The sequence below is a fragment of the Aliiroseovarius sp. M344 genome (genome assembly GCF_025140835.1).
Lineage (GTDB): Bacteria > Pseudomonadota > Alphaproteobacteria > Rhodobacterales > Rhodobacteraceae > Aliiroseovarius.
Genome location: NZ_CP081153.1, coordinates 2,439,111 through 2,460,244, shown reverse-complemented (window position 1 = coordinate 2,460,244; position 21,134 = coordinate 2,439,111). Strand labels below are relative to the sequence as shown.

General features: G+C 57.8%; 17 protein-coding genes. 14 read left to right on the top strand and 3 right to left on the bottom strand.

Annotated elements, in window-relative coordinates; all coding sequences use genetic code 11:
* The first annotated feature begins 11 nt into the window (after positions 1-11).
* From K3556_RS12045 to K3556_RS12035, 3 genes are all read left to right on the top strand, one after another.
* The gene (locus K3556_RS12045) at positions 12-980 is read left to right on the top strand and encodes a TAXI family TRAP transporter solute-binding subunit (RefSeq protein ID WP_260517020.1); all 969 of its coding nucleotides are present in this window, start codon (positions 12-14) and stop codon (positions 978-980) included.
* A 131-nt stretch (positions 981-1,111) separates the two neighbouring features.
* Positions 1,112-3,724, top strand: coding sequence for a TRAP transporter permease (locus tag K3556_RS12040; protein ID WP_260517019.1), 2,613 nt, complete (start codon positions 1,112-1,114; stop codon positions 3,722-3,724).
* On the top strand, positions 3,721-4,155 hold the full coding sequence (locus K3556_RS12035; protein ID WP_260517018.1) for a universal stress protein: 435 nt from the start codon (positions 3,721-3,723) through the stop codon (positions 4,153-4,155). Before K3556_RS12040 ends, K3556_RS12035 begins: the two co-directional genes overlap by 4 nt.
* A 59-nt stretch (positions 4,156-4,214) precedes the next feature.
* Here K3556_RS12035 and K3556_RS12030 read toward each other — a convergent pair whose 3' ends face one another.
* Together K3556_RS12030 and K3556_RS12025 are read right to left on the bottom strand one after the other, a co-directional pair.
* A complete protein-coding gene (locus K3556_RS12030) occupies positions 4,215-5,663 on the bottom strand; it encodes an ATP-binding protein (protein ID WP_260517017.1) in 1,449 nt (482 codons plus the stop codon).
* Complete coding sequence (locus K3556_RS12025) at positions 5,663-6,397, bottom strand: response regulator transcription factor (protein WP_260517016.1); 735 nt, start codon at positions 6,395-6,397, stop codon at positions 5,663-5,665. Before K3556_RS12025 ends, K3556_RS12030 begins: the two co-directional genes overlap by 1 nt.
* 221 nt (positions 6,398-6,618) lie before the next feature.
* Here K3556_RS12025 and K3556_RS12020 point away from each other — a divergent pair, with 221 nt between their 5' ends.
* The 6 genes from K3556_RS12020 (at position 6,619) to K3556_RS11995 (ending at position 13,251) form a co-directional block, all read left to right on the top strand.
* Positions 6,619-7,863 carry an ABC transporter substrate-binding protein gene (locus K3556_RS12020; protein ID WP_260517015.1) on the top strand — a complete coding sequence of 415 codons (1,245 nt, stop codon included), beginning with the start codon at positions 6,619-6,621 and terminating at the stop codon, positions 7,861-7,863.
* A 63-nt stretch (positions 7,864-7,926) separates the two neighbouring features.
* Positions 7,927-8,799: a carbohydrate ABC transporter permease gene (locus tag K3556_RS12015; RefSeq protein WP_260517014.1), complete on the top strand. Its 873-nt coding sequence runs from the start codon at positions 7,927-7,929 to the stop codon at positions 8,797-8,799.
* Complete coding sequence (locus K3556_RS12010; RefSeq protein WP_260517013.1) at positions 8,792-9,685, top strand: carbohydrate ABC transporter permease; 894 nt, start codon at positions 8,792-8,794, stop codon at positions 9,683-9,685. Before K3556_RS12015 ends, K3556_RS12010 begins: the two co-directional genes overlap by 8 nt.
* A gap of 5 nt (positions 9,686-9,690) precedes the next feature.
* A complete protein-coding gene (locus tag K3556_RS12005; RefSeq protein ID WP_260517012.1) occupies positions 9,691-10,788 on the top strand; it encodes an ABC transporter ATP-binding protein in 1,098 nt (365 codons plus the stop codon).
* 157 nt (positions 10,789-10,945) lie between these two features.
* Positions 10,946-12,142 carry an AMP-binding protein gene (locus K3556_RS12000; RefSeq protein WP_260517011.1) on the top strand — a complete coding sequence of 399 codons (1,197 nt, stop codon included), beginning with the start codon at positions 10,946-10,948 and terminating at the stop codon, positions 12,140-12,142.
* Positions 12,139-13,251: a thiolase family protein gene (locus tag K3556_RS11995; RefSeq protein ID WP_260517010.1), complete on the top strand. Its 1,113-nt coding sequence runs from the start codon at positions 12,139-12,141 to the stop codon at positions 13,249-13,251. Before K3556_RS12000 ends, K3556_RS11995 begins: the two co-directional genes overlap by 4 nt.
* Before the next feature lie 12 nt (positions 13,252-13,263).
* Here the strand turns inward: K3556_RS11995 and K3556_RS11990 are convergent, their stop codons facing one another.
* Complete coding sequence (locus K3556_RS11990; protein ID WP_260517009.1) at positions 13,264-13,941, bottom strand: nitroreductase; 678 nt, start codon at positions 13,939-13,941, stop codon at positions 13,264-13,266.
* A 463-nt stretch (positions 13,942-14,404) separates the two neighbouring features.
* Here K3556_RS11990 and acs point away from each other — a divergent pair, with 463 nt between their 5' ends.
* The 5 genes from acs to K3556_RS11965 all read left to right on the top strand — a co-directional run bounded on the left by acs (position 14,405) and on the right by K3556_RS11965 (position 21,117).
* Positions 14,405-16,375, top strand: a complete 1,971-nt coding sequence (gene acs, locus K3556_RS11985; RefSeq protein WP_260517008.1) for an acetate--CoA ligase — start codon at positions 14,405-14,407, stop codon at positions 16,373-16,375.
* A complete protein-coding gene (locus K3556_RS11980; protein ID WP_260517007.1) occupies positions 16,375-17,058 on the top strand; it encodes an adenylate kinase in 684 nt (227 codons plus the stop codon). The genes acs and K3556_RS11980 overlap by 1 nt, the downstream gene beginning before the upstream one ends.
* Positions 17,059-17,118: 60 nt before the next feature.
* Positions 17,119-17,379, top strand: coding sequence for a DUF4212 domain-containing protein (locus tag K3556_RS11975; protein ID WP_091428788.1), 261 nt, complete (start codon positions 17,119-17,121; stop codon positions 17,377-17,379).
* 11 nt (positions 17,380-17,390) lie between these two features.
* A complete protein-coding gene (locus tag K3556_RS11970; protein ID WP_260517006.1) occupies positions 17,391-19,178 on the top strand; it encodes a sodium:solute symporter family protein in 1,788 nt (595 codons plus the stop codon).
* A gap of 103 nt (positions 19,179-19,281) precedes the next feature.
* Positions 19,282-21,117, top strand: coding sequence for a DUF294 nucleotidyltransferase-like domain-containing protein (locus tag K3556_RS11965; RefSeq protein WP_260517005.1), 1,836 nt, complete (start codon positions 19,282-19,284; stop codon positions 21,115-21,117).
* Positions 21,118-21,134: the final 17 nt, after the last annotated feature.

Sequence of the window (21,134 nt, the reverse complement as noted above, 5' to 3'; positions counted from 1 at the left end):
GGAGTTTAATGATGTTGAATAAGTTCAAAATGGCATTTGTAGGGGTCGCCGCGACGGCGGTTCTAGCGCCTGCCGCGATGGCTGAAGAGTTCATCACAATCGGCACCGGTGGCGTGACCGGCGTGTATTACCCAACAGGTGGCGCGATCTGCCGTCTGGTGAACAAGGGTCGCAAGGACCACGGCGTGCGTTGCTCGGTCGAGTCGACTGGCGGATCGGTCTACAACATCAACACCATTCGCGAAGGCGAGCTGGAATTTGGTGTGGCCCAATCCGACTGGCAGTACCACGCGTATAACGGCACCTCGAAATTCGAAGAGGCTGGTCCCTTCGAAGGTCTGCGCGCCGTATTCTCGGTTCACCCGGAGCCCTTCACCGTCGTTGCTCGTGCTGACGCCGGCATCAAGACGTTCGAGGATCTGAAAGGCAAACGCGTCAACATCGGCAACCCCGGTTCCGGTCAGCGCGGCACAATGGAAGTGCTGATTGAAGCGCTTGGCTGGACCACTGGTGACTTTGCTCTGGCAACCGAGCTCAAGGCGTCTGAACAGTCGGCTGCCCTGTGTGACAACCAGATCGACGCCATGGTTTACACCGTTGGCCACCCGTCGGGTTCGATCCAAGAAGCAACCACCGCCTGTGACTCGGTTCTGGTGGAAGTTTCTGGTGACGTTGTGAACAAACTTGTCGAAGACAACTCGTTCTACCGGACGGCTACCATTCCGGGCGGCATGTATCGCGGCAATGACGAAGACACCATGACCTTCGGTGTCGGCGCGACCTTCGTTAGCTCGGATCAAGTGTCTGAGGACGCTGTGTATGCGGTTGTATCATCGGTCTTTGAAAACTTCGAAGATTTCAAGGGCCTGCACCCCGCTTTCGCTAACCTTGACCCGAAAGAAATGGCGTCGGCTGGTCTGTCCGCTCCGCTGCACGATGGTGCTGCGAAGTATTACAAAGAAAAAGGTCTGATCGAGTAATCTCGTCTCGGATTGCAAATGGTTTGGGGGCGGGTTTCTGCCCCCAAGCATACTGACCCGGCGCCAAGATCGGGCATGTCACTTAGAACGGAACCAGTGTGGGCTGCCCTGTGCAGCAAAGGGAGGGACAGATGTCCACAAAGGAAGAACGCGCGTTAAGCGAAGAAGAACTTCAGGAACTTGTCGCCGCCAGTGATACCGGTGCCCGGAAACCCCATGGGACCGTCGGACTGGCGATTGCCGGGATTGCGCTGGTTTGGTCAATCTTTCAGGTGCTGCTGGCCTCGCCCGTGGCGCCATATGTATTGCCCGGCGATCTAATCAACAACTCTCGCCAAATCCATTTGGCATTCGCAGTGTTTCTGGCCGCTATGGCCTATCCGCTGTTCAAGTCCAGCCCGCGTGATTACATCCCGTGGTATGACTGGATTCTCGGTGTCGGGGGCGCATTCCTCGCCATGTATGGCTATTTCTTCTATGAGAAGATCGTTGCCAATGGTGGTCTTGCGGACGATACCGACGCAATGATTTCTCTGGTTGCGCTGGGCTTTTTGTTCCTCGCGGCCTACCGCACGCTAGGTCCGGTGATGGTCGCTTTGGCCGTCGTCTTCCTGTTCTACGTATTCTTCGGATCGTCCGAAGTGGTGCCCGACCAGATCCGATGGGCTGGTGCGTCGCTTCGTAAAGCCATGAGCCATATGTGGATCACCTCGGAAGGGGTGTTTGGCATCGCACTAGGCGTGTCGACAAAGTTCGTCTTCCTGTTCGTGCTGTTTGGCGCGCTGCTCGATAAGGCAGGGGCTGGCAACTATTTCATTAAGATGGCGTTTGGCGCGCTGGGTCACCTGCGCGGTGGTCCTGCCAAAGCTGCCGTTGTCGGATCGGCTGCAACCGGTCTGATCTCTGGCTCTTCGATTGCCAACGTTGTGACCACCGGCACGTTCACCATCCCCCTGATGAAGCGGGTTGGTTTCTCGGCTGAGAAAGCTGGCGCGGTCGAGGTTGCCTCGTCCGTGAATGGTCAGATCATGCCACCGGTGATGGGGGCTGCGGCCTTCCTGATGGTGGAATATGTCGGCATCTCGTATGTCGAGGTTATCACCCACGCCTTCCTGCCAGCGATCATTTCCTACATCGCGCTGGTTTACATCGTGCACCTTGAGGCGGTGAAAACCCGTATGCCGACTATTGGCAACAAAGTCGTATCCATGGGTAAAACGATCGGTGGCATGTTCGCCTTCTTCGCGGGCTTCGCCCTTCTTTGCTATGCAACGCAATACCCTGTCGGCTGGATCGTTTCGCTGTTCCCATCTGGGTCCGGCTGGGTGCTGACCTTCCTGTTGGCTGCGATCTATGTTGCACTGATCTATCTGGCAGCGAAAGTGCCAGACCTTGAACAGGATGACCCGAACGCTGAAGTGGTTGAACTGCCGGATGTGGCGAAGATCTACAAGTCAGGTCTTTACTACATGCTGCCGATCATCGTTTTGGTCTATTTCTTGATGATCGAACGCAAATCACCGGGACTGTCCGCATTCTGGGCAACGTTCCTGCTGTTTGGCATCTTGCTGACGCAGAAATCCCTCAAGGCCTTTTTCCGCGGAGAGAGCAACCCGATCGCACAGCTTCGCGACGGTGTTACGGACCTGATTGAAGGGATGATCGACGGCGCTCGCAACATGATCGGTATCGGCCTGGCAACAGCCACTGCCGGTATTATTGTGGGCACTGTGTCATTGACCGGGATCGGTCAGGTCATGGCGGATTTCGTCGAGTTCCTGTCCGGCGGCAATCTGATCCTGATGCTGGTCTTTGTAGCGATCCTGTCATTGATCCTCGGGATGGGTCTGCCAACGACCGCGAACTATATCGTTGTGTCATCACTGATGGTTTCGGTTGTGGTCGAGCTGGGCGCGCAGTCTGGTCTGGTCGTGCCGTTGATCGCGGTGCACCTGTTCGTGTTCTACTTCGGGATCATGGCGGATGTGACGCCCCCTGTGGGGCTGGCGAGTTTCGCGGCCGCCGCCGTATCTGGTGGTGATGCGATCCGAACTGGTTTCACGGCGTTCTTCTACAGCCTTCGGACCGTGGCGCTGCCGTTTGTGTTCATCTTCAACACCGACTTGCTGCTGATCGACGTGACTGTGACCCAAGGCATCATTGTCTTCATTGTCTCGACAATCGGAATCCTTGTCTTTACGGCGGGGACGATGGGCTGGTTCCTGACCAAGTCGCGCATTTGGGAAACCGTCGCGCTTCTGCTCATTGCTTTCGCGCTGTTCCGTCCTGGGTTCTTCATGAACCAGATCCAACCGCCATTTGCGGAAATTCCGCCCGCGCAGTTTGCAACCGCGCTTGAGGAAGCTTCGCCAGGTGATCAGCTTCGGACTGTGATCAGAGGCCCTGACTTTGACACGCTTGAAAGCAAAGACCTGACGGTTGTGTTCGACATCCCCGAGGGTGCAGATGCGCAAGCCCGTATGGACAGCCTTGGTGTCATGATTGTGCCAGAGGGCGAGACGATGAAGTTGGATGAACCGATGTTTGGCACCTTCCTGTCTGAGAAGCTGTCGACCTTCGATTTCTATGGCGACGAACCCGTACAGATTGCAGCGGTGCAGGCACCGTCCAATCAACTGCCCAAAGAACTCATCTTCATCCCGGCTTTGTTGCTGTTGGCGCTCGTCGCCTTCCTGCAATCGCGTCGCGCAGAAGATGAAACACCACAAGGAGAACCGGCATGAGCAAATCAATCCTTTGTGCCGTCGACATCAATCGACCTGAAGAGGAGAAAGAGGTGCTGATCACCGCAGCCAAGCTGGCCAAGATGGACGGCGCTCAGCTGGACGTGATCACTGTTGTGCCGGACTATGGCAATTCGGTCGTCGGGGCCTATTTTCAGGACCATGAAGTGGAAGGGGCCAAAGCGAAAGCTGGCGAACTTCTGAAAGACCTGACGACGGTTGCCTTGGGTGACCAACAGAATGCCGATATCCGGCATGTTGTTGCGATGGGCACTGTCTATGAAGAAGTGCTTCGCGCTGCAAAGCTTGGCAGTTCGGACTTGATAGTCATCGGCGCACATAGCCCGGACTTTAAGGACTATCTGCTTGGACCGAACGCAGCCCGCGTGGTGCGCCACTCGGCCTGTTCGGTTTATGTGGTGCGCCATTAGGACGTGAAATCTGTCCGTCCGGCGCAGCTTGTGTCGGGCGGACACTACCCGCGAATTGGTCAGTTTCGTTGGATCGTAAGTCGCGCCCTTAACCCCTTTGCCCCCGCTTCAAATCGCAACGAGCCACCATGTTGGTTGGCGACGGTAGAGACGATGGTCAGTCCCAGACCGAACCCACTGGTATTCATCGTGTTTTCGCCGCGTTCAAACGGCGCCATCATGCGCTCGACATCCGCAACGGAATAGTCAGAGCCTTCGTCCTCGACGATAATGGTTGCCGTGTTTGCGTCGGTTTCCAAATCGACCATCGCACGGCGTCCGTATTTCAGGGCATTGTCGATCAGATTGGTAATCGCGCGCTGAAGCGAGATCGGGCGCGCTGTCACCAACACCCGGCGTTCGTCCGGTAAAGTGCTGTAGCCCTTGCGTGACATGAAAACTGAACCTGCGCTTTCGACGATCACCGGCTCATGCTCACGCACCGAGACCGGGCTGCCAGTGTCCTGATAGTCCGCAACCAGCGCATCAATCAGCGAGGTCAGCGAAAGCTGCTTTGGTTCTTCGGCGTTGATTTCGGACTGAGTATAGGTCAGCACGCTTTCGATCATACCGGTCATCTGGTCGATGTCTGCTTCCAGCTTCCCGCGCAGCTTCTCGTCTTCGATAAGCGCCGCTCGCAGTCTGAGCCGAGTGGCCGGGGTGCCCAAATCGTGGCTCACACCGGACAGGACCATGGCGCGCTGGGCAAGTTGGTCGCGTTCGGCCTCAAGGTAAGAGTTTACTGCCGCCACGATGTTGCGCAGTTCGGTCGGTCCCTCGGTGTCATAACTTTCGGGGCCGCCAAAGCGGCGCCGGGATCGCAGCGCCAAGGCGAAGGTTTCAAAACTCGCGGCCGTATTCCCGACATGGGTCAGCAAGGCTGCCAATGCGATCATAGCCACGATGGCGACCGGCACGCGCATGTCAGACGGGGCTTGATCGCACCCCCAGATATTGGTGCCATCGACGCGTTGCCAAGGCTTGCCAGCATACCGTGCAAATAGGATGGGTTCGCTGCAATAGGTCGCCAGCAATCGCGTCACTTTACCCAATTTCTCAGCTGGGATCAGGTCGTTGGTCGAAACGATGTCAGACACGGGATAGACAAGCTGATCGGAGACGATGCCTAGGGTCAACACCGCACGGTCCGTTGGCGACGTCGTGTTGATCAGGATCGAGACATTGGTGACATAAGCAGGGCGGGGAACATCTGGAAGCCGATCGAAGTCGCCCGCCTCGGCAAGCGCGGCATTGTCGATCGACAATTGGTTGATTGATATCTGATCGTCGGGATGCACCCCAAGGCGCAGCGTTTCATAAACGGTGAAACCGGCGGCATAGGCGCGCGACAGATGTTGATCCCACGCCCGCGACGACCCCAACCACAGTCCTGCCGCTGTGACGCCAGCCACGAAGGCCAGTGCGACCCACGCACCGCCGATCAGGCGCAGGGATGGTCGTTGGGCCATCAGGTGTCTTCGACCTTAACGTCGACGGCAAAGATATACCCGGTGCCACGTTCGGTTCGCAGCATCTGCGGATCTTTGGGGTTCTTCTCGATTTTCGAGCGAAGCCGCCCGACCAAAACGTCAATTGCGCGGCTGGTGACTTCAGGCTGGTCCGTATCACCCGTAACATCCAGCGCGCCCGCAATTTCTTCGCGTGTCAGCGGAATATGAGGATTGGCCAACAAAACCTTCAGAAGTGCTGTTTCGCGCTGTGATAGGGCAACCTGAAACCCTTCGGGCGACAGCACTTCGTCGCGCTTGCCGTCATACACCCAACCACCGAACTGAAACACAGAGACGCGGCGGCGATAGGACAGTGACGGCGTGCGCTGCGCGCGGAGCAGCACCGCCCGCACGCGGGCCAGCAAAAGCTCCGGATTGAACGGTTTGGCGATATAGTCGTCTGCACCGACCTCGTATCCGGCCATGCGTTGGTGGTCGGCAGACAAGGCCGAGACAAGGATGATCGGAACCTCTTGTTTGGCGCGAAGACGGCCACAGATTTCGACCCCGTTTTCATCACCAAGCATCACGTCCAGCAAGATAAGGTCGATGCGTCCGGCCTCTAGGTGATGGCGGATTTGGTGTTCTGTCGCGGCTGGCAGCGCGATAAACCCCTGCTTTTGCAGAAACTGCGTCATCATTGACCGCATGTCTGCGTCGTCATCAACAACAAGTAGTCTTGGAATTGTCACTCTCAGGGTCCCCTCCCGGTGAAAACCCGGATCCTCATGGTCTGCATTGTAACAACAAGCAACAGAATCAAGGTCTAGGTAACAAGCTGTAACAGATTGACAAGAAATCTGCATCGGCGGGCGCCATAAGCTGAAGTTGACCGTTGTTCCGACTCGGCACTGCACGGCATGATAACGCTATCGCCGCCGTGGAGGGTGGCAGATTATGGGAGGACTCTAATATGAAAAGAACCGCTTTTGCGGCCGTATCCGCGTTTGCTGTCATGGCAAGCAGCGTTGCAGTGGCCGAACCGCAAGCTGAAGTGTTGCACTGGTGGACCTCGGGTGGCGAAGCCAAATCCGTGGCCGTCCTGCAGGAAGAATTCGCCTCAAAAGGTGGCACCTGGACCGATATGCCAGTTGCTGGTGGTGGTGGCGATGCCGCTATGACCGCCCTGCGCGCACGTGTTTTGTCAGGCAATGCTCCGACAGCCGTTCAGTTGAAAGGCCCCGCCATTCAGGAATGGTATGAAGAAGGCGTTCTGGCTGATATCTCGGCTGTTGCCGATGCAAACGGCTGGGCAGATGTTTTGCCTGACTCGATTGCAAACCACATGAAATGCGAAGGCACATGGTGTGCGGCACCCGTGAACGTGCACCGGATCGACTGGATCTGGGCCAATGCGGGCGTGTTGGAAGCCAATGGCATCACGATGCCGACAACTTGGGACGAGTTCAACGCTGCCGCTGACAAGCTGTTGGCCGCTGGCGTCATCCCGCTGGCCCATGGTGGTCAGGCTTGGCAGGACGCTACCGTTTTTGAAGCCGTCGCGCTGGGCATTCTTGGCCCGGATGGGTTCAAGAAAGCGTTTGTGGACCTGGACAAGGACACTTTGACGTCGGATGGCATGGTCGCTGTTTTCGATCAGATGCGCAAAATGCGCGGCTATGTGGATGACAACTTCTCGGGTCGTGACTGGAACCTGGCGACTGCCATGGTCATGAACGGCGAGGCTGCATTCCAAATCATGGGTGACTGGGCCAAGGGTGAATTCCTTGCGGCTGGCAAAGTGCCGGGCGAAGACTTCCTGTGCCAATCGACACCGGGTGAAGGCTTCCTGTACAATGTTGACAGTTTTGCCATGTTCAATGTGGACGGTGACGACAAGAAAGCCGGTCAGGATCTTCTGGCAGAGCTGATCGTCGGCAAGAACTTCCAGAAAGTGTTCAACCTGAACAAGGGGTCGATCCCTGCACGTGTTGACGTCGCTTTGGACGAGTTCGACAGCTGCGCGCTTACGTCTTCGGCTGACATGAATGCCAGCGCTGACGGTGGCTCTCTGCTGCCAAGCTATGCGCATGGTATGGCGCTGCGCGGTGCGCAGGCCGGTGCGATCACCGATGTTGTGACCGCGCATTTCAACTCGGATATGTCGTCGGCTGACGCTGTCCAGATGCTGGCCGACGCTGTCGCCAATAGCATGTAAAACCGACCACTTCGCCCCCGCCCAATACCGGGCTGGGGGCGAAGCCATCCGGGGACTGATCTGATGACAAAATGGCTGGAAACGCACCTGCCCAAGATGGTGCTGGCACCCTCATTCATCGCTGTTCTCGTTTTCGTATATGGGTTTATCGCTTGGACGGCCTGGGTCTCTTTGACCCGCTCTCGTCTGCTGCCTAAATACGAGATCGAGGGCACCATTCAATATGAACGCTTGTTTGCTTCACCCCGTTGGGACACAGCAATAAACAACCTTTTCATTTTCGGCGCATTGTTCATCATCATTGCGATGGTGCTGGGGCTTCTTCTTGCGATCCTTCTGGACCAGAAAATCCGGACCGAGGGCGTAATCCGTACGATTTATCTGTACCCAATGGCACTGTCGATGATCGTGACCGGGACAGCGTGGAAATGGATACTGAACCCCGGTTTGGGCATTCAGGCGACTGTGCGCAGCTGGGGGTTTGAAAGCTTCTCGTTCGACTGGCTGGTGAACCCAGATTTCGCGATCTACACCATTGTTATTGCGGCCGTCTGGCAAAGCTCTGGCTTTGTGATGGCACTGTTTCTGGCCGGGCTTCGTTCGGTTGATGAGGAGATCATCAAGGCCGCACAGGTCGATGGCATCCCGACATGGCGCATTTATTCCGCGATCATCATCCCGTCGATGGGGCCGATCTTCATGTCCGCGTTCATCGTTCTGGCGCATCTCGCGATCAAGAGCTTTGACCTTGTCATTGCCTTGACAGGCGGTGGACCGGGTTACGCGACCGATCTGCCTGCAACTTACATGTATGCCATGGCGTTTTCGCGCGGTGACATCGGTCAGGCAGCCAGCTCTGCCATGATCATGATGCTTGTCGTGTTCACGATTGTCGTGCCGTACCTCTATTCGGAACTGCGAGCCAAAAATGACTGATCTTGCATATCCATCCGCAAAGAAAAGCAGCGCGTTCGGAAAGATCGCCCTGCGTTGGGTGCTTTACATTCTACTTGGCCTGTTCGCGCTCTACTATCTGATGCCGCTGTTCGTGATGGTCACCACCTCGCTGAAAAGCCTGGAAGAAATCCGCACAGGCAGCCTTGTCGCCTTGCCCCGAGAAGTCACATTTGACGCGTGGAAAACCGCATGGTCCGGCGCTTGCACCGGCATCCAATGCGAGGGTCTTCGCCCTTATTTCTGGAACTCAGTGATGCTGGCGGTGCCCGCAGTCGCAATCTCGACTTTTATCGGTGCATTGAACGGCTATGTGGTGGCGCAGTGGCGCTTTCCAGGCGCAAATATCATCTTCTCGCTGATGCTGTTTGGCTGCTTCATCCCGTTTCAGGTGGTCCTTCTGCCGATGGCGCGTCTGCTGGGCATGATGGGCATTGCCGGAACCATTCCGGGACTGATCTTCGTGCATGTCATCTATGGGATCGGTTTCACGACGCTGTTTTTCCGCAACTATTACGTTTCCATTCCGTCCGAGTTGACCAAAGCGGCCAAGGTGGACGGGGCAGGGTTCTTCCGCATCTTCTGGTCGATCTTCCTGCCGCTTAGTCTGCCGATCATCGTTGTGACCGTCATCTGGCAGTTCACACAGATCTGGAACGACTTCCTGTTCGGGGTGTCATTCAGCCAGGCCGGTACGCAACCTGTGACCGTCGCGCTGAACAACATCGTTAATTCGACCACTGGCGTTAAGGAATACAATGTCGATATGGCCGCCGCGATCATCGCCGCCGCCCCGACACTGCTTGTCTATGTCGTCGCTGGCAAATACTTCATCCGCGGACTGACCGCGGGCTCTGTAAAGGGATAAGACCCATGGCACCCATTCTTGAAATCCAAAACCTCTATAAGAACTATGGTTCGGTTGAGATCCTGAAGGACATCAACATCGCCATCGAACCGGGCGACTTCCTTGTGCTGGTTGGACCCTCCGGCTGCGGCAAATCTACGCTTCTGAACTGCATCGCGGGGCTGGAGCCGATCACCAGCGGAGATTTGATGATCGGCGGGAAAAACATGACCGATGTCAGTCCCAAGGATCGTGACATCGCGATGGTGTTCCAATCTTACGCGCTCTATCCGACTATGACTGTCGCCAAGAACATCACCTTTGGGATGAAAGTGCGTGGCGTTGACGCAGAAACCCAAGCGCGCAAGTTGGATGAAGTGGCCACGCAGTTGCAGATTGAGCAGCTTCTGCATCGCCGTCCCGGCCAATTGTCGGGGGGGCAGCGCCAACGGGTGGCCATGGGCCGCGCGCTGGTCCGCGATCCCAAGCTGTTTCTGTTTGACGAACCTCTTTCCAACCTTGATGCCAAGCTACGGGTCGAAATGCGGTCCGAGATCAAGAAGCTGCACCATACCCTTGGCGCGACTATGGTCTATGTGACCCATGACCAGATCGAAGCAATGACGCTGGCCACCAAGATCGTGGTTCTGAAAGGCGGGATCATTCAGCAGATCGGATCGCCGTCCGAGATTTACAACAGGCCTGCCAACCTGTTTGTCGCTGACTTCATGGGCTCGCCCGCGATGAACCTGATCCCGGCAAAAGCCCGCGCAAATGGAAAAGGTGCGCATATCGAGATTGCACGCGGCAACGGTGAACCCCTTGTTTTGGTTGATGAACATGCACCAACCCTTCCCGAGGATGTGATCCTTGGCCTGCGCCCTGAAGACATTGCCGAGGCAGGGTTCCGGGCCGGAGACGCGGTGCAGGAAGCGTCCTGCCTTGTGGATATGGTCGAGCCTGCGGGCGCAGACACTTATGTGGTTTCAGAGCTTGGTGGAAAGCAGGTCACCGCGCGCCTGCATGCGGAAACGGTCGCGACACCGGGTAAGATGCTCGACCTGTCGTTCGACATGAGCAAAGTGTCATATTTCGCACCGGATAGCGGCCACCGTCTGAACTAATCGCAAAAGGCTCCAGTGGGTTTGTGGGGGCGGTCATCAGCATTGATGCTGCCCCCACCAACCGCACTAAGGCGCCGTTTTGTCTGCGCATTGGGACTGGTGAGGGGCGGCGGTCCGTCGCATAGTGCGGCACGCAAACTGCACGAAGGACCCCGATGTGATCCCCGATTACTTCAGGCAGGACATCGCAAGCACCGTTACGATCCCCGGCGACGGCGTGTCTGCTGCAGGCACGTCCGCGGCGCAGGCGATGGCGTCGGTTGTGCATGCGCTTCGCAACAAAGACGGTTTGACGGTAACGGCTTCAGCGACAACGCCCGTTCCTATCGAGGCGCGCGGGCAATGGCTGATGGTTCAAAGCGCAGGTTCGACCGGTACACCCAAGACCATTCGCCGCCGCCCCAACTCATGGATCACCAGTTTCGAGGTCACACGCGATCATTTCGGTGTTTCTGCGACCGCGTCCTATGCTGTGCTCGGCGCAGTTGAACATTCGCTGACGCTCTATGGGGCAATGGAAGCACTACATATGGGCAGCGATCTGGCGGTTCTGACCGGATTGCGGCCACGTGCGCAAATAAGCGCGATGCGGGACGTTGGGGTTCAGGTTGTCTATGCGACGCCGACCCAACTGCGACTGTTGGTTGATGCAGGCACCAAGCCCGTAGGGTCCGTCCGCTGGGTTTTCTGCGGAGGCGGCAAGCTTGACGCGCTGACCAGCGCGCAACTGCGCGACCTGTTCCCAAATGCCGCGCTGCACGAATTTTTCGGCGCGTCCGAGACGAGCTTTATGACGATCAGCGATACAGAGACGCCCATCGGAACTGTTGGCCGCGCCTACCCAGGTGTGGACTTGCGCGTGTTGGATCGGCACGGGGTCGACACGAAAGTGGTGGGTGAGATCTGGGTTAAGAGCCCGTACCTGTTTGACAGCTATGTGAATGGGTCCAGCCCTGAGACACGCTGGCAAAACGGCTATCTTTCCATCGGCGAGATGGGGCAATTGGACGATGGGGGGTATTTGAGGGTCTTGGGGCGCAAAAATCGGATGGTCACTGTGGCAGATCACAATGTTTTTCCAGAGGTGATCGAGGCACAGATGAGAACTCTGCCGAATGTTGGAAAATGTGCCGCAATCCCGGTTCGGGACGCCACAAAAGGGCACGTGATTATCGGAATAGTGGAAGGTCCGCAGAACACGGAACTGGCGCAGGGCATCGTGAACGCCTGTCGCGCCGCGCTCGGACCCTACGCCACACCGCGCCGCATCCTGTTTGTTGATGACCTGCCCATGCTAAGCGCGGGTAAACCGGACCTGATCGGACTGGAAAACATGTTGGAGCAGCTCGCATGACCCACGCCGCCCTTATTGCCGCGCGACGCACACCTGTCATGCCACGTGACGGGGCGTTTGCGACCTGCGACATTCACGATCTGGCTGCGCCGGTCATCCTTGCCATCCTAAAGGACGCCGGACTTGCCCAGCAAGATGTCGGCGAGCTGATCTTGTCCAACGCATTGGGTGCAGGCGGTAACCCGGCCCGGCGCGCGGCGCTGGCTGCTGGATTGCCGCAGAGCGTCGCCGGGCTGAGCATTGATCGCCAGTGTTGCGGCGGGTTGGATGCGATCTTGTTAGCGCAGGCGATGGTTTTGTCCGGCCAGCACGATGTGGTCATTGCCGGTGGGGCGGAAAGCTATTCGCGCCGCCCCCTAAGGTCACGCACCTTTGCGGATGGCCGCCCGCCAGAACCCTATGATCAGGCCCCCTTTACGCCGTGGGCGGACAGGGATCCCGACATGGCGTCCGCCGCAGACGCATTGGGCAGGCACTTGGGGATTTCCAGGCGCGCCCAAGATGACTGGGCGATCGACAGTCACGCGAAAGCAGTCAAATGGCACGCAGGCGCGACGCCATCTGAAATCGTTCCGATACTGGGTAACGTGCGAGATGGCTTTGCCCGATCCCTGACGCCGTCGATCTGCGCACGCGCCCCGGTGGTGTCTGGTGACGTCACCGCGGCCAATATGGCCGTCGCGGCGGATGGGGCTGCGTTTTGTCTTGTCGTCTCAGACCGCGTCGCAAAACGCCTTTCGGGTCCATCCGTGGACATCCTGTCTGGTGCCACCCGCGCCGGCGACCCTGCCTTGCCCGGTTTGGCACCGGTCGATGCCATCAAAGACGCGCTTGGCAGCGCACGCCTGAAACCTTCAGACCTGACACTTACCGAAATCATGGAGGCGTTCGCCGTTCAGGCCATCGCGTGCCAGACAAGGGCAGGGATCGCCAAGGACATCGTCAATCTGGGCGGCGGTGGATTGGCGCGTGGCCACCCTGTTGGGGCGTCCGGTGCGATCCTTGCGGTGCGGATGTTTCATGAATTGCAAGCACGGGGTGGGGTCGGCCTCGGCGCAATTGCCGCCGCTGGTGGCCTTGGCACGGCCTTGGTGCTGCGCGCGCGGTAAGCGGCGCGGGGTTCAGTCGAACCCGTCGAAGCTTGTATAGTCTTCCAATGCCGCGCGGTCCGCGCGGAACTGGTTTACCGGTGCGGACTTGTCAGCCACGCCCACCGCGATACCACAGACCACAAGCTCATCCTCTGGCAGGTTCAGATGGCGGTGCACGACGGGGCCATAATTGGCCAAAGCGCCGATGCCTGTTGCGCCATAGCCCTGGTCTTCGGCGGAAAGCAGGAACGACATCAGCGACATGCCCAAATCCATGAAACACCCTTTGCCCATGTCCCGTCGGATCGTGACCACCACGCCAACAGGAGCGCCAAAGAACGCATAGTTGCGGGCAAATTGTGCGCGTCGTGCCTCCACGTCGCGCCGCCCGATACCCAATGCGTTGTAAAGTGCAAAACCTGCTGCTGTTTGGCGGGCCTTCAGCTCGGATGGCATGGGGGTCGGGAAATAGGAATACTCGGCTGCTGCAGGCGTATCGAGCTCCTGCGCATCCCGCAACGCACCGATCAGCCGATCGAGCGGCGCGCCGGTCAGCACATGAAACTGACCGGGCTGCAGATTTGCTCCGCTTGGGGCCCGGCGGGCGGCGCGGCACATGCGTTCGATCGTGGCACGTGGAACAGGGGTCGCCTCGAACGCGCGGGTCGAACGGCGCGATTTCAACAGGCTTTCAAAAGAGAGGGTCATCAGTCACCAGCGGTTATCGTCCGCCCTTGGTAAATGATCCCTGCCGCGGGGTCCATGCACTGCTGGCGCAGGGAAAAAGCTGGGCGGAATCGGTCGTTATTGCCGTTAGGGAAGTTTGGTGCATCTGCACAGATTCTCTTAAAACCTTCAGAGTTGCACCGCATTGGCGGGTTCAATGACCCTGCGCGAAAGAATGTTAGCGAAAAACCTAGGTCAGCTTTACAAATCATGCGGCGGGACATTCACAGGCAAATACCAGCATTTCTATAGAAAATTCCCGATTTCTGTAAAAAGTTTACAAATATGCACGGACTCAGTTAAACAATTTTACAGAAAAATTGTTGTTTGGCGCAGGGTTGTCACTCTATTTTCACACGCAATGGGAGCGGGACTGTTAATAAGTTCAGATCCCATGGGGGCGCGCAGAGAGCGCGGACCGGAGGAATTATTGGGAGGACCTTGCATGTCGTCGGAAAACACGGCCGATAAAACTTATGCTCCGTCAGCTGAGTTTGTCGCGAACGCTCATATTGATGCTGCGAAATACCAAGAGATGTATGCCGCTTCGGTGAACGACCCGGAAGCGTTCTGGTCCGATCAGATGACACGCCTTACCTGGTCCAAGACGCCCACCAAAATCAAGAACACGACCTTCAAGCACCCGGACGTGTCGATCAAATGGTTTGAAGATGGCGAACTGAACGTTTCCGAAAACTGCATCGACCGGCATCTGGCCACGCGCGGCGATCAGGTTGCTATCATCTGGGAATCTGACGACCCGACGCTGGATAAGAAAATTACCTATCGCGAGCTCCACGAAAACGTGTCGAAGCTTGCAAATGTCATGAAAGGCATGGGCGTCAAGAAAGGCGACCGCGTTGTTCTTTATCTTCCAATGATCCCCGAGGCTGCCTATTCGATGTTGGCCTGTGCGCGGATCGGCGCAATTCACTCCATCGTATTCGCCGGGTTTTCGCCCGAAGCGCTGGCCGCGCGTGTTGAAGGGTGTAAAGCGTCGCTGGTCATCACCGCCGACGAAGCCCCTCGTGGTGGCCGCAACACGCCACTGAAAACCAACGTGGATGCCGCTTTGGATCACGGCGATCTGGGCGACACCCCGGTTCTGGTGGTCGAGCGCACCGGTGGCGATGTGCCGATGGTTGCAGGTCGTGACCACTCCTATGCAGCGCTGATGGCTGATGCGTCAGCTGATTGCCCCGCCGAGAAGATGAATTCCGAAGATCCGCTGTTTATTCTTTATACATCGGGATCCACCGGCCAACCCAAAGGGGTTCAACACTGTTCAGGTGGCTACCTGCTGTGGGCAGCGATGACCCACGAATACGTTTTTGATTATCACGAGGGCGACATTTACTGGTGTACTGCCGACGTGGGTTGGGTCACCGGCCACAGCTATATCGTTTATGGTCCACTGGCCAATGGCGCGACCACTCTGATGTTTGAAGGTGTGCCGACTTATCCGGACGCTGGCCGTTTCTGGGCAGTGTGCGAAAAACACAAAGTGAACCAGTTCTATACTGCGCCTACGGCACTGCGCGCCTTGATGGCCCGTGGCGACGATTTTGTCACCGGGTACGATTTGTCGGATCTCAAGGTCTTGGGCACAGTAGGCGAACCGATCAATCCGGAAGCTTGGAATTGGTACAACAATGTGATCGGCGGCGGCAAATGCCCCATCGTCGACACGTGGTGGCAGACCGAAACCGGCGGTCACCTGTTGACCCCGCTGCCGGGTGCGACAGCAACCAAGCCCGGATCGGCCACCACGCCCTTCTTTGGCGTGCAGCCAGTAATTCTTGAACCCACCACGGGCGAAGAAATCCACGAGACCGAAGCCGAAGGCGTGCTGTGCATGAAAGACAGCTGGCCCGGCCAGATGCGCACGGTTTATGGCGATCATGAGCGTTTTGTGGCGACTTATTTCGCCGACTATAAAGGCTACTATTTCACAGGTGACGGTTGTCGCCGTGATGCGGATGGCTATTACTGGATCACCGGTCGTGTAGACGACGTGATCAACGTATCGGGTCACCGCATGGGCACCGCCGAGGTGGAAAGCGCGCTGGTCGCCCACGCCAAGGTATCCGAGGCGGCCGTTGTTGGTTTCCCGCATGACATCAAAGGGCAGGGCATCTATTGCTACGTCACCCTGATGGACGGCGAGGAATACACCGACGAGTTGAAAACGGAATTGCGCAACTGGGTCCGTCAGGAGATCGGCCCGATTGCCAGCCCGGATTACATCCAGTGGGCCCCAGGCCTGCCAAAAACGCGGTCGGGTAAAATCATGCGTCGCATCCTGCGCAAGATTGCCGAAGACGATTTCGGCGCGCTGGGCGACACCTCGACATTGGCGGATCCGTCGGTGGTTGACGATCTGATCGACAACCGGATGACCAAGGACAAAGCATGATGGACGCTGCAACAAAAACCGGCGCGCCTGTCCTGATCCTGCTTGGCCCCCCGGGGGCTGGGAAGGGCACTCAGGCGCGGATGCTGGAAGAGAAGTTCGGCCTTGTGCAGCTGTCAACTGGTGACTTGCTGCGCGCAGCCGTGGCTGCCGGCACCGAAGCCGGGAAAGCCGCGAAGGCGGTGATGGAAGCCGGCGATCTTGTCTCGGACGAGATCGTCATCGCCATTTTACGCGATCGTTTGGCGGATGCGGACTGTGCTAAGGGGGTGATCCTTGACGGGTTCCCGCGCACAACCGTGCAGGCAGAGGCCTTGGACGCGTTGCTGGCCGAAAGCGGACAGAAGATCAACGCCGCAATCAGCCTTGAGGTTGACGACGCCGCCATGGTGACCCGGATATCGGGTCGCTATACCTGCGGCAGTTGCGGTGAAGGATATCACGACGAGTTTAAGCAGCCCCTGCAATCAGGGGTTTGCGACAAATGCGGCGGCACGGACATGAAACGCCGGGCCGACGATAACGCCGAAACCGTGGGAAGCCGCCTTGTGGCTTATCACGAACAAACGGCACCGCTCATTGCTTACTACAAAGGCAAGGGCAGCCTGAAAACGGTCGACGCGATGCTGGGCATCGACGAGATCGCAGGCAATCTTAATGCACTCGTTGAGGACGCGATTGCATAAGAAAGGGACAGGCGGGGTCGCATGAGCGCCCTGTCAGTGGAACGTTAGGGAGGTGGCTTCATGGCCGAAAACTCATCCAACTCAGCATATTGGTCAGCCAATGTGCGCATCATTTTGATCAGCCTGGTTATCTGGGCTCTCGTATCATTCGGGTTCGGCATCCTGCTGCGCCCAATGCTGTCAGGCATTGCCGTAGGCGGAACGGATCTGGGCTTCTGGTTTGCTCAGCAGGGGTCGATCATCGTCTTCCTGATTCTGATTTTCAACTATGCCTGGCGCATGAACAAGCTCGACCGTGAACACGGCGTCGACGAAGAGTAAGGGAGAGACACATGGATCAGTTTACGATCAACCTGCTGTTTGTTGGCGCGAGCTTCGCGCTGTACATCGGCATTGCTATTTGGGCCCGTGCGGGCTCGACATCAGAATTCTACGCCGCTGGGCGTGGTGTTCACCCGGTCACCAACGGTATGGCGACGGCAGCTGACTGGATGTCAGCGGCTTCGTTCATTTCGATGGCGGGCCTTATCGCCTTCACCGGCTACGACAATTCGACCTTCCTGATGGGTTGGACCGGCGGCTATGTTTTGCTGGCCCTGCTGCTTGCGCCTTATCTGCGTAAGTTCGGTAAATACACCGTGTCGGAATTCATCGGTGATCGCTTCTACAGCCAAACTGCCCGTATCGTGGCCGTTGTCTGTCTGATCGTTGCCTCGACCACTTATGTTATCGGTCAGATGACCGGTGTTGGCGTTGCGTTTGGTCGCTTCCTTGAAGTGGACAACACCACCGGCCTTCTGATTGGTGCGGCGGTTGTGTTTGCATACGCCGTTTTCGGCGGCATGAAGGGCGTGACCTATACACAGGTGGCTCAGTATGTCGTGTTGATCATGGCCTATACGATTCCGGCCATCTTCATCTCGCTGCAGCTGACTGGCAACCCGATCCCGGCCCTTGGCTTGTTCGGTGATCACGCTGCTTCTGGTGAGCCTCTATTGGCCAAACTGGACGCGATTGTGCGCGAGCTGGGCTTCAACGAGTATACAGCACACCATGCAGACACGTTCAACATGGTGCTGTTCACCCTGTCGCTGATGATCGGTACGGCTGGTCTGCCGCACGTGATCATGCGCTTCTTCACCGTTCCCAAAGTGTCTGACGCACGTTGGTCTGCTGGCTGGGCGCTGGTGTTCATCGCGCTGCTGTATCTTACAGCTCCTGCTGTTGGTGCCATGGCACGTTTGAACATCTCGGAAATGATGTGGCCCAATGGCGGCATCGACGGTGGCGCTGTGACGGTCGAACAGATCGAAAACGACGAGCGTTACGACTGGATGGCCACATGGCAGAAAACTGGCCTTCTGGGCTGGGAAGACAAGAACGGCGACGGTGCGATCCAGTACTATAACGATGGCAACGCCGATCTTCAGGCCATCGCGGCAGAAAAAGGTTGGGCCGGAAACGAGCTGACCAACTTCAACCGTGACATCCTGGTTCTTGCCAACCCCGAGATTGCCAACCTGCCTGGTTGGGTGATCGGTCTGGTCGCTGCTGGTGGTCTTGCCGCCGCGCTGTCTACCGCTGCTGGTCTGCTTTTGGCGATCTCGTCGGCTGTATCCCACGACTTGATCAAAGGTGCCCTTAACCCGCAGATCTCGGAAAAAGGCGAGCTGATGTCGGCACGTGTCGCAATGGCCGTGGCGATCGCAGTGGCTACCTATCTGGGTCTAAATCCTCCAGGCTTTGCGGCGCAAACGGTGGCCTTGGCCTTCGGTCTGGCTGCTGCGTCGATCTTCCCGGCACTGATGATGGGGATCTTCTCGACCAAGGTGAACAACACCGGTGCGGTCGCGGGTATGCTGGCGGGTCTGACCGTTACGCTGATCTACATCTTCCTGCACAAGGGTTGGTTCTTCATCCCTGACACCAACAGCTTCACGGATGCTGATCCGCTGCTGGGCACGGTCAAGTCGACTTCGTTCGGCGCGATCGGTGCTGCGATCAACTTCGCAGTTGCCTATGTTGTGTCGGGTATGACCAAGCCAACGCCTGCGCATATTCAGGAGCTGGTTGAATCGGTTCGCGTTCCTCGCGGCGCCGGTGCGGCACAGAGCAAGTAAAAGGCTTGGGCGGGTGGTCCGTGCGACGCCCCGCCCCCTTCCAATTCTGTCCCGTCCGGTGCAAACCGGGCGGGACATTTCTTTTCAGCAAAGGCGCAATTGAATGCCGTTGACCCAGGATCAAATCCTCCGCTTTCTGCAATCCGTCCACCCTTATGACGTGTTGGGGCAAGATACGCTTGCTGCGCTTTCGGCGCAGATCGAACCGCGCGCTGTCTCAGCGGGCGACGTCATTTATGCGCTGGGCACCAAACTGCCTGGTATCTTCATCATTCACGCAGGCGAGGTCGAGGTCACAGACGAAAACGAGGTCACCGTCAGCCAATTGGGCGTTCGCAATTCATTCGGAGAGCGCGGGCTGTTGCGGAGCGGCAATGCCGTCACATCGGCCCGCGCAACGACGGATGCCATGCTGTTGATCCTGCCCGCCAAGGCCTTCCGCGCCTTGGTCGCCGAGCATGACCCGGTGCGCCGGTTCTTTGACCGCTCGCGCGCAGACAAGCCCAGCAAACAGAAGCAGCAAAGCCTTGCGACGACGCAGGTTGATACCTTTATGGCGCGCAAGCCGATCACCTGTGCGCCGGACACTACAGTACGCGACGCCGCGATCCTGATGCGTGATCATCGAGTGTCTTCGCTGTGCATGACGGAAGGCGACACACTGGTCGGCATTCTGACCACGCGTGATATGTCGGGTAAAGTTCTGGCCGCTGCATTGTCGGTCGACACACCGGTCGCGGAGGTGATGACCCCCAACCCCATCACGCTTGCGCCGTCTGCCATCGGGTCGGACGTGTTGCATGTGATGATGGAAAAACGCATTGGCCATGTGCCCATCGTCGAAGGCGACAGGTTGGTCGGCATCGTCAGTCAGACGGACCTGACCCGGTTTCAGGCCGTCAGCTCGGCAGAACTGGTGCGCGAGATTGCGCAAGCTGCTGACGCGCAGGAAATGCGTGCGGTGACTGCGCGCATCCCGCAACTTCTGGTGCAACTTGTGGCGGGTGGCAGCCCGCATCAGGTGGTGACCCGTTTGATCACCGACATCGCAGATACAGCGACCCGTCGACTTGTCGCGCTGGCAGAAGAGAAGCTCGGACCAGCCCCGGTGCCCTATCTCTGGCTCGCCTGTGGCAGTCAGGGTCGGCAGGAACAGACCGGCGTGTCAGATCAGGATAATTGCCTGATCCTGTCCGACGACGTAACGGACGAAGACCGGGAAGGATACTTTGCCAAGCTGGCCAAATTCGTCTGCGACGGTCTGGATGTGTGCGGCTATGTCTATTGCCCCGGCGATATGATGGCCACGAACCCGCGCTGGTGCCAGCCGGTTTCGGTGTGGCGCAAATATTTCGACGGCTGGATCGCCAAGCCCGTGCCTGAAGCGCAGATGCTGGCTTCGGTCATGTTCGACCTGCGCGCCATCGCGGGGGATGCGCGGTTGTTTGGAAACCTGCAGACCGACACGCTTGCGCTGGCCGCCAAGAACTCAATTTTCGTGGCACATATGGTGTCAAACGGCCTGAAGCACACGCCGCCGCTGGGGCTGCTGCGGGGCTTTGCGACCATCAGGTCAGGCGAGCACAAGAACCATCTGGATATGAAACACAACGGCGTCGTGCCAATCGTTGATATGGGCCGCGTCTATGCGTTGCAGGGGAAACTCAGCGAAGTGAATACGCGGGCGCGGCTTGTTGCCGCGATTCATGCTGGCGGGCTGAGCCGGTCTGGCGGGCAAGACCTGCTGGACGCCTATGACCTTATTGCGGAAACGCGTCTTGAACATCAGGCCGAGCAAGTGAAAGCTGGTCTGGCACCTGACAATTATCTGCCGCCGTCCGATCTGTCTGAATTCGAACGAAGCCACCTGCGCGACGCGTTTGTTGTGGTGAAGTCAATGCAAAGTGCCATTGGGCACGGGCGTGGCATGCTGGGCTAATGGCCCGCGCGCGCAAG

What these genes read in the sequence shown, in the direction of transcription:
- K3556_RS11980 (WP_260517007.1), top strand. Translation starts at nt 16,375, where the DNA reads ATGGACGCTGCAACAAAAACCGGCGCGCCTGTCCTGATCCTGCTTGGC.
- K3556_RS12030 (WP_260517017.1), bottom strand. Translation starts at nt 5,663, where the DNA reads ATGGCCCAACGACCATCCCTGCGCCTGATCGGCGGTGCGTGGGTCGCA.
- K3556_RS11975 (WP_091428788.1), top strand. Translation starts at nt 17,119, where the DNA reads ATGGCCGAAAACTCATCCAACTCAGCATATTGGTCAGCCAATGTGCGC.
- K3556_RS12005 (WP_260517012.1), top strand. Translation starts at nt 9,691, where the DNA reads ATGGCACCCATTCTTGAAATCCAAAACCTCTATAAGAACTATGGTTCG.
- K3556_RS11970 (WP_260517006.1), top strand. Translation starts at nt 17,391, where the DNA reads ATGGATCAGTTTACGATCAACCTGCTGTTTGTTGGCGCGAGCTTCGCG.
- K3556_RS11990 (WP_260517009.1), bottom strand. Translation starts at nt 13,941, where the DNA reads ATGACCCTCTCTTTTGAAAGCCTGTTGAAATCGCGCCGTTCGACCCGC.
- K3556_RS12020 (WP_260517015.1), top strand. Translation starts at nt 6,619, where the DNA reads ATGAAAAGAACCGCTTTTGCGGCCGTATCCGCGTTTGCTGTCATGGCA.
- acs (WP_260517008.1), top strand. Translation starts at nt 14,405, where the DNA reads ATGTCGTCGGAAAACACGGCCGATAAAACTTATGCTCCGTCAGCTGAG.
- K3556_RS11965 (WP_260517005.1), top strand. Translation starts at nt 19,282, where the DNA reads ATGCCGTTGACCCAGGATCAAATCCTCCGCTTTCTGCAATCCGTCCAC.
- K3556_RS12010 (WP_260517013.1), top strand. Translation starts at nt 8,792, where the DNA reads ATGACTGATCTTGCATATCCATCCGCAAAGAAAAGCAGCGCGTTCGGA.
- K3556_RS12040 (WP_260517019.1), top strand. Translation starts at nt 1,112, where the DNA reads ATGTCCACAAAGGAAGAACGCGCGTTAAGCGAAGAAGAACTTCAGGAA.
- K3556_RS12015 (WP_260517014.1), top strand. Translation starts at nt 7,927, where the DNA reads ATGACAAAATGGCTGGAAACGCACCTGCCCAAGATGGTGCTGGCACCC.
- K3556_RS11995 (WP_260517010.1), top strand. Translation starts at nt 12,139, where the DNA reads ATGACCCACGCCGCCCTTATTGCCGCGCGACGCACACCTGTCATGCCA.
- K3556_RS12045 (WP_260517020.1), top strand. Translation starts at nt 12, where the DNA reads ATGTTGAATAAGTTCAAAATGGCATTTGTAGGGGTCGCCGCGACGGCG.
- K3556_RS12035 (WP_260517018.1), top strand. Translation starts at nt 3,721, where the DNA reads ATGAGCAAATCAATCCTTTGTGCCGTCGACATCAATCGACCTGAAGAG.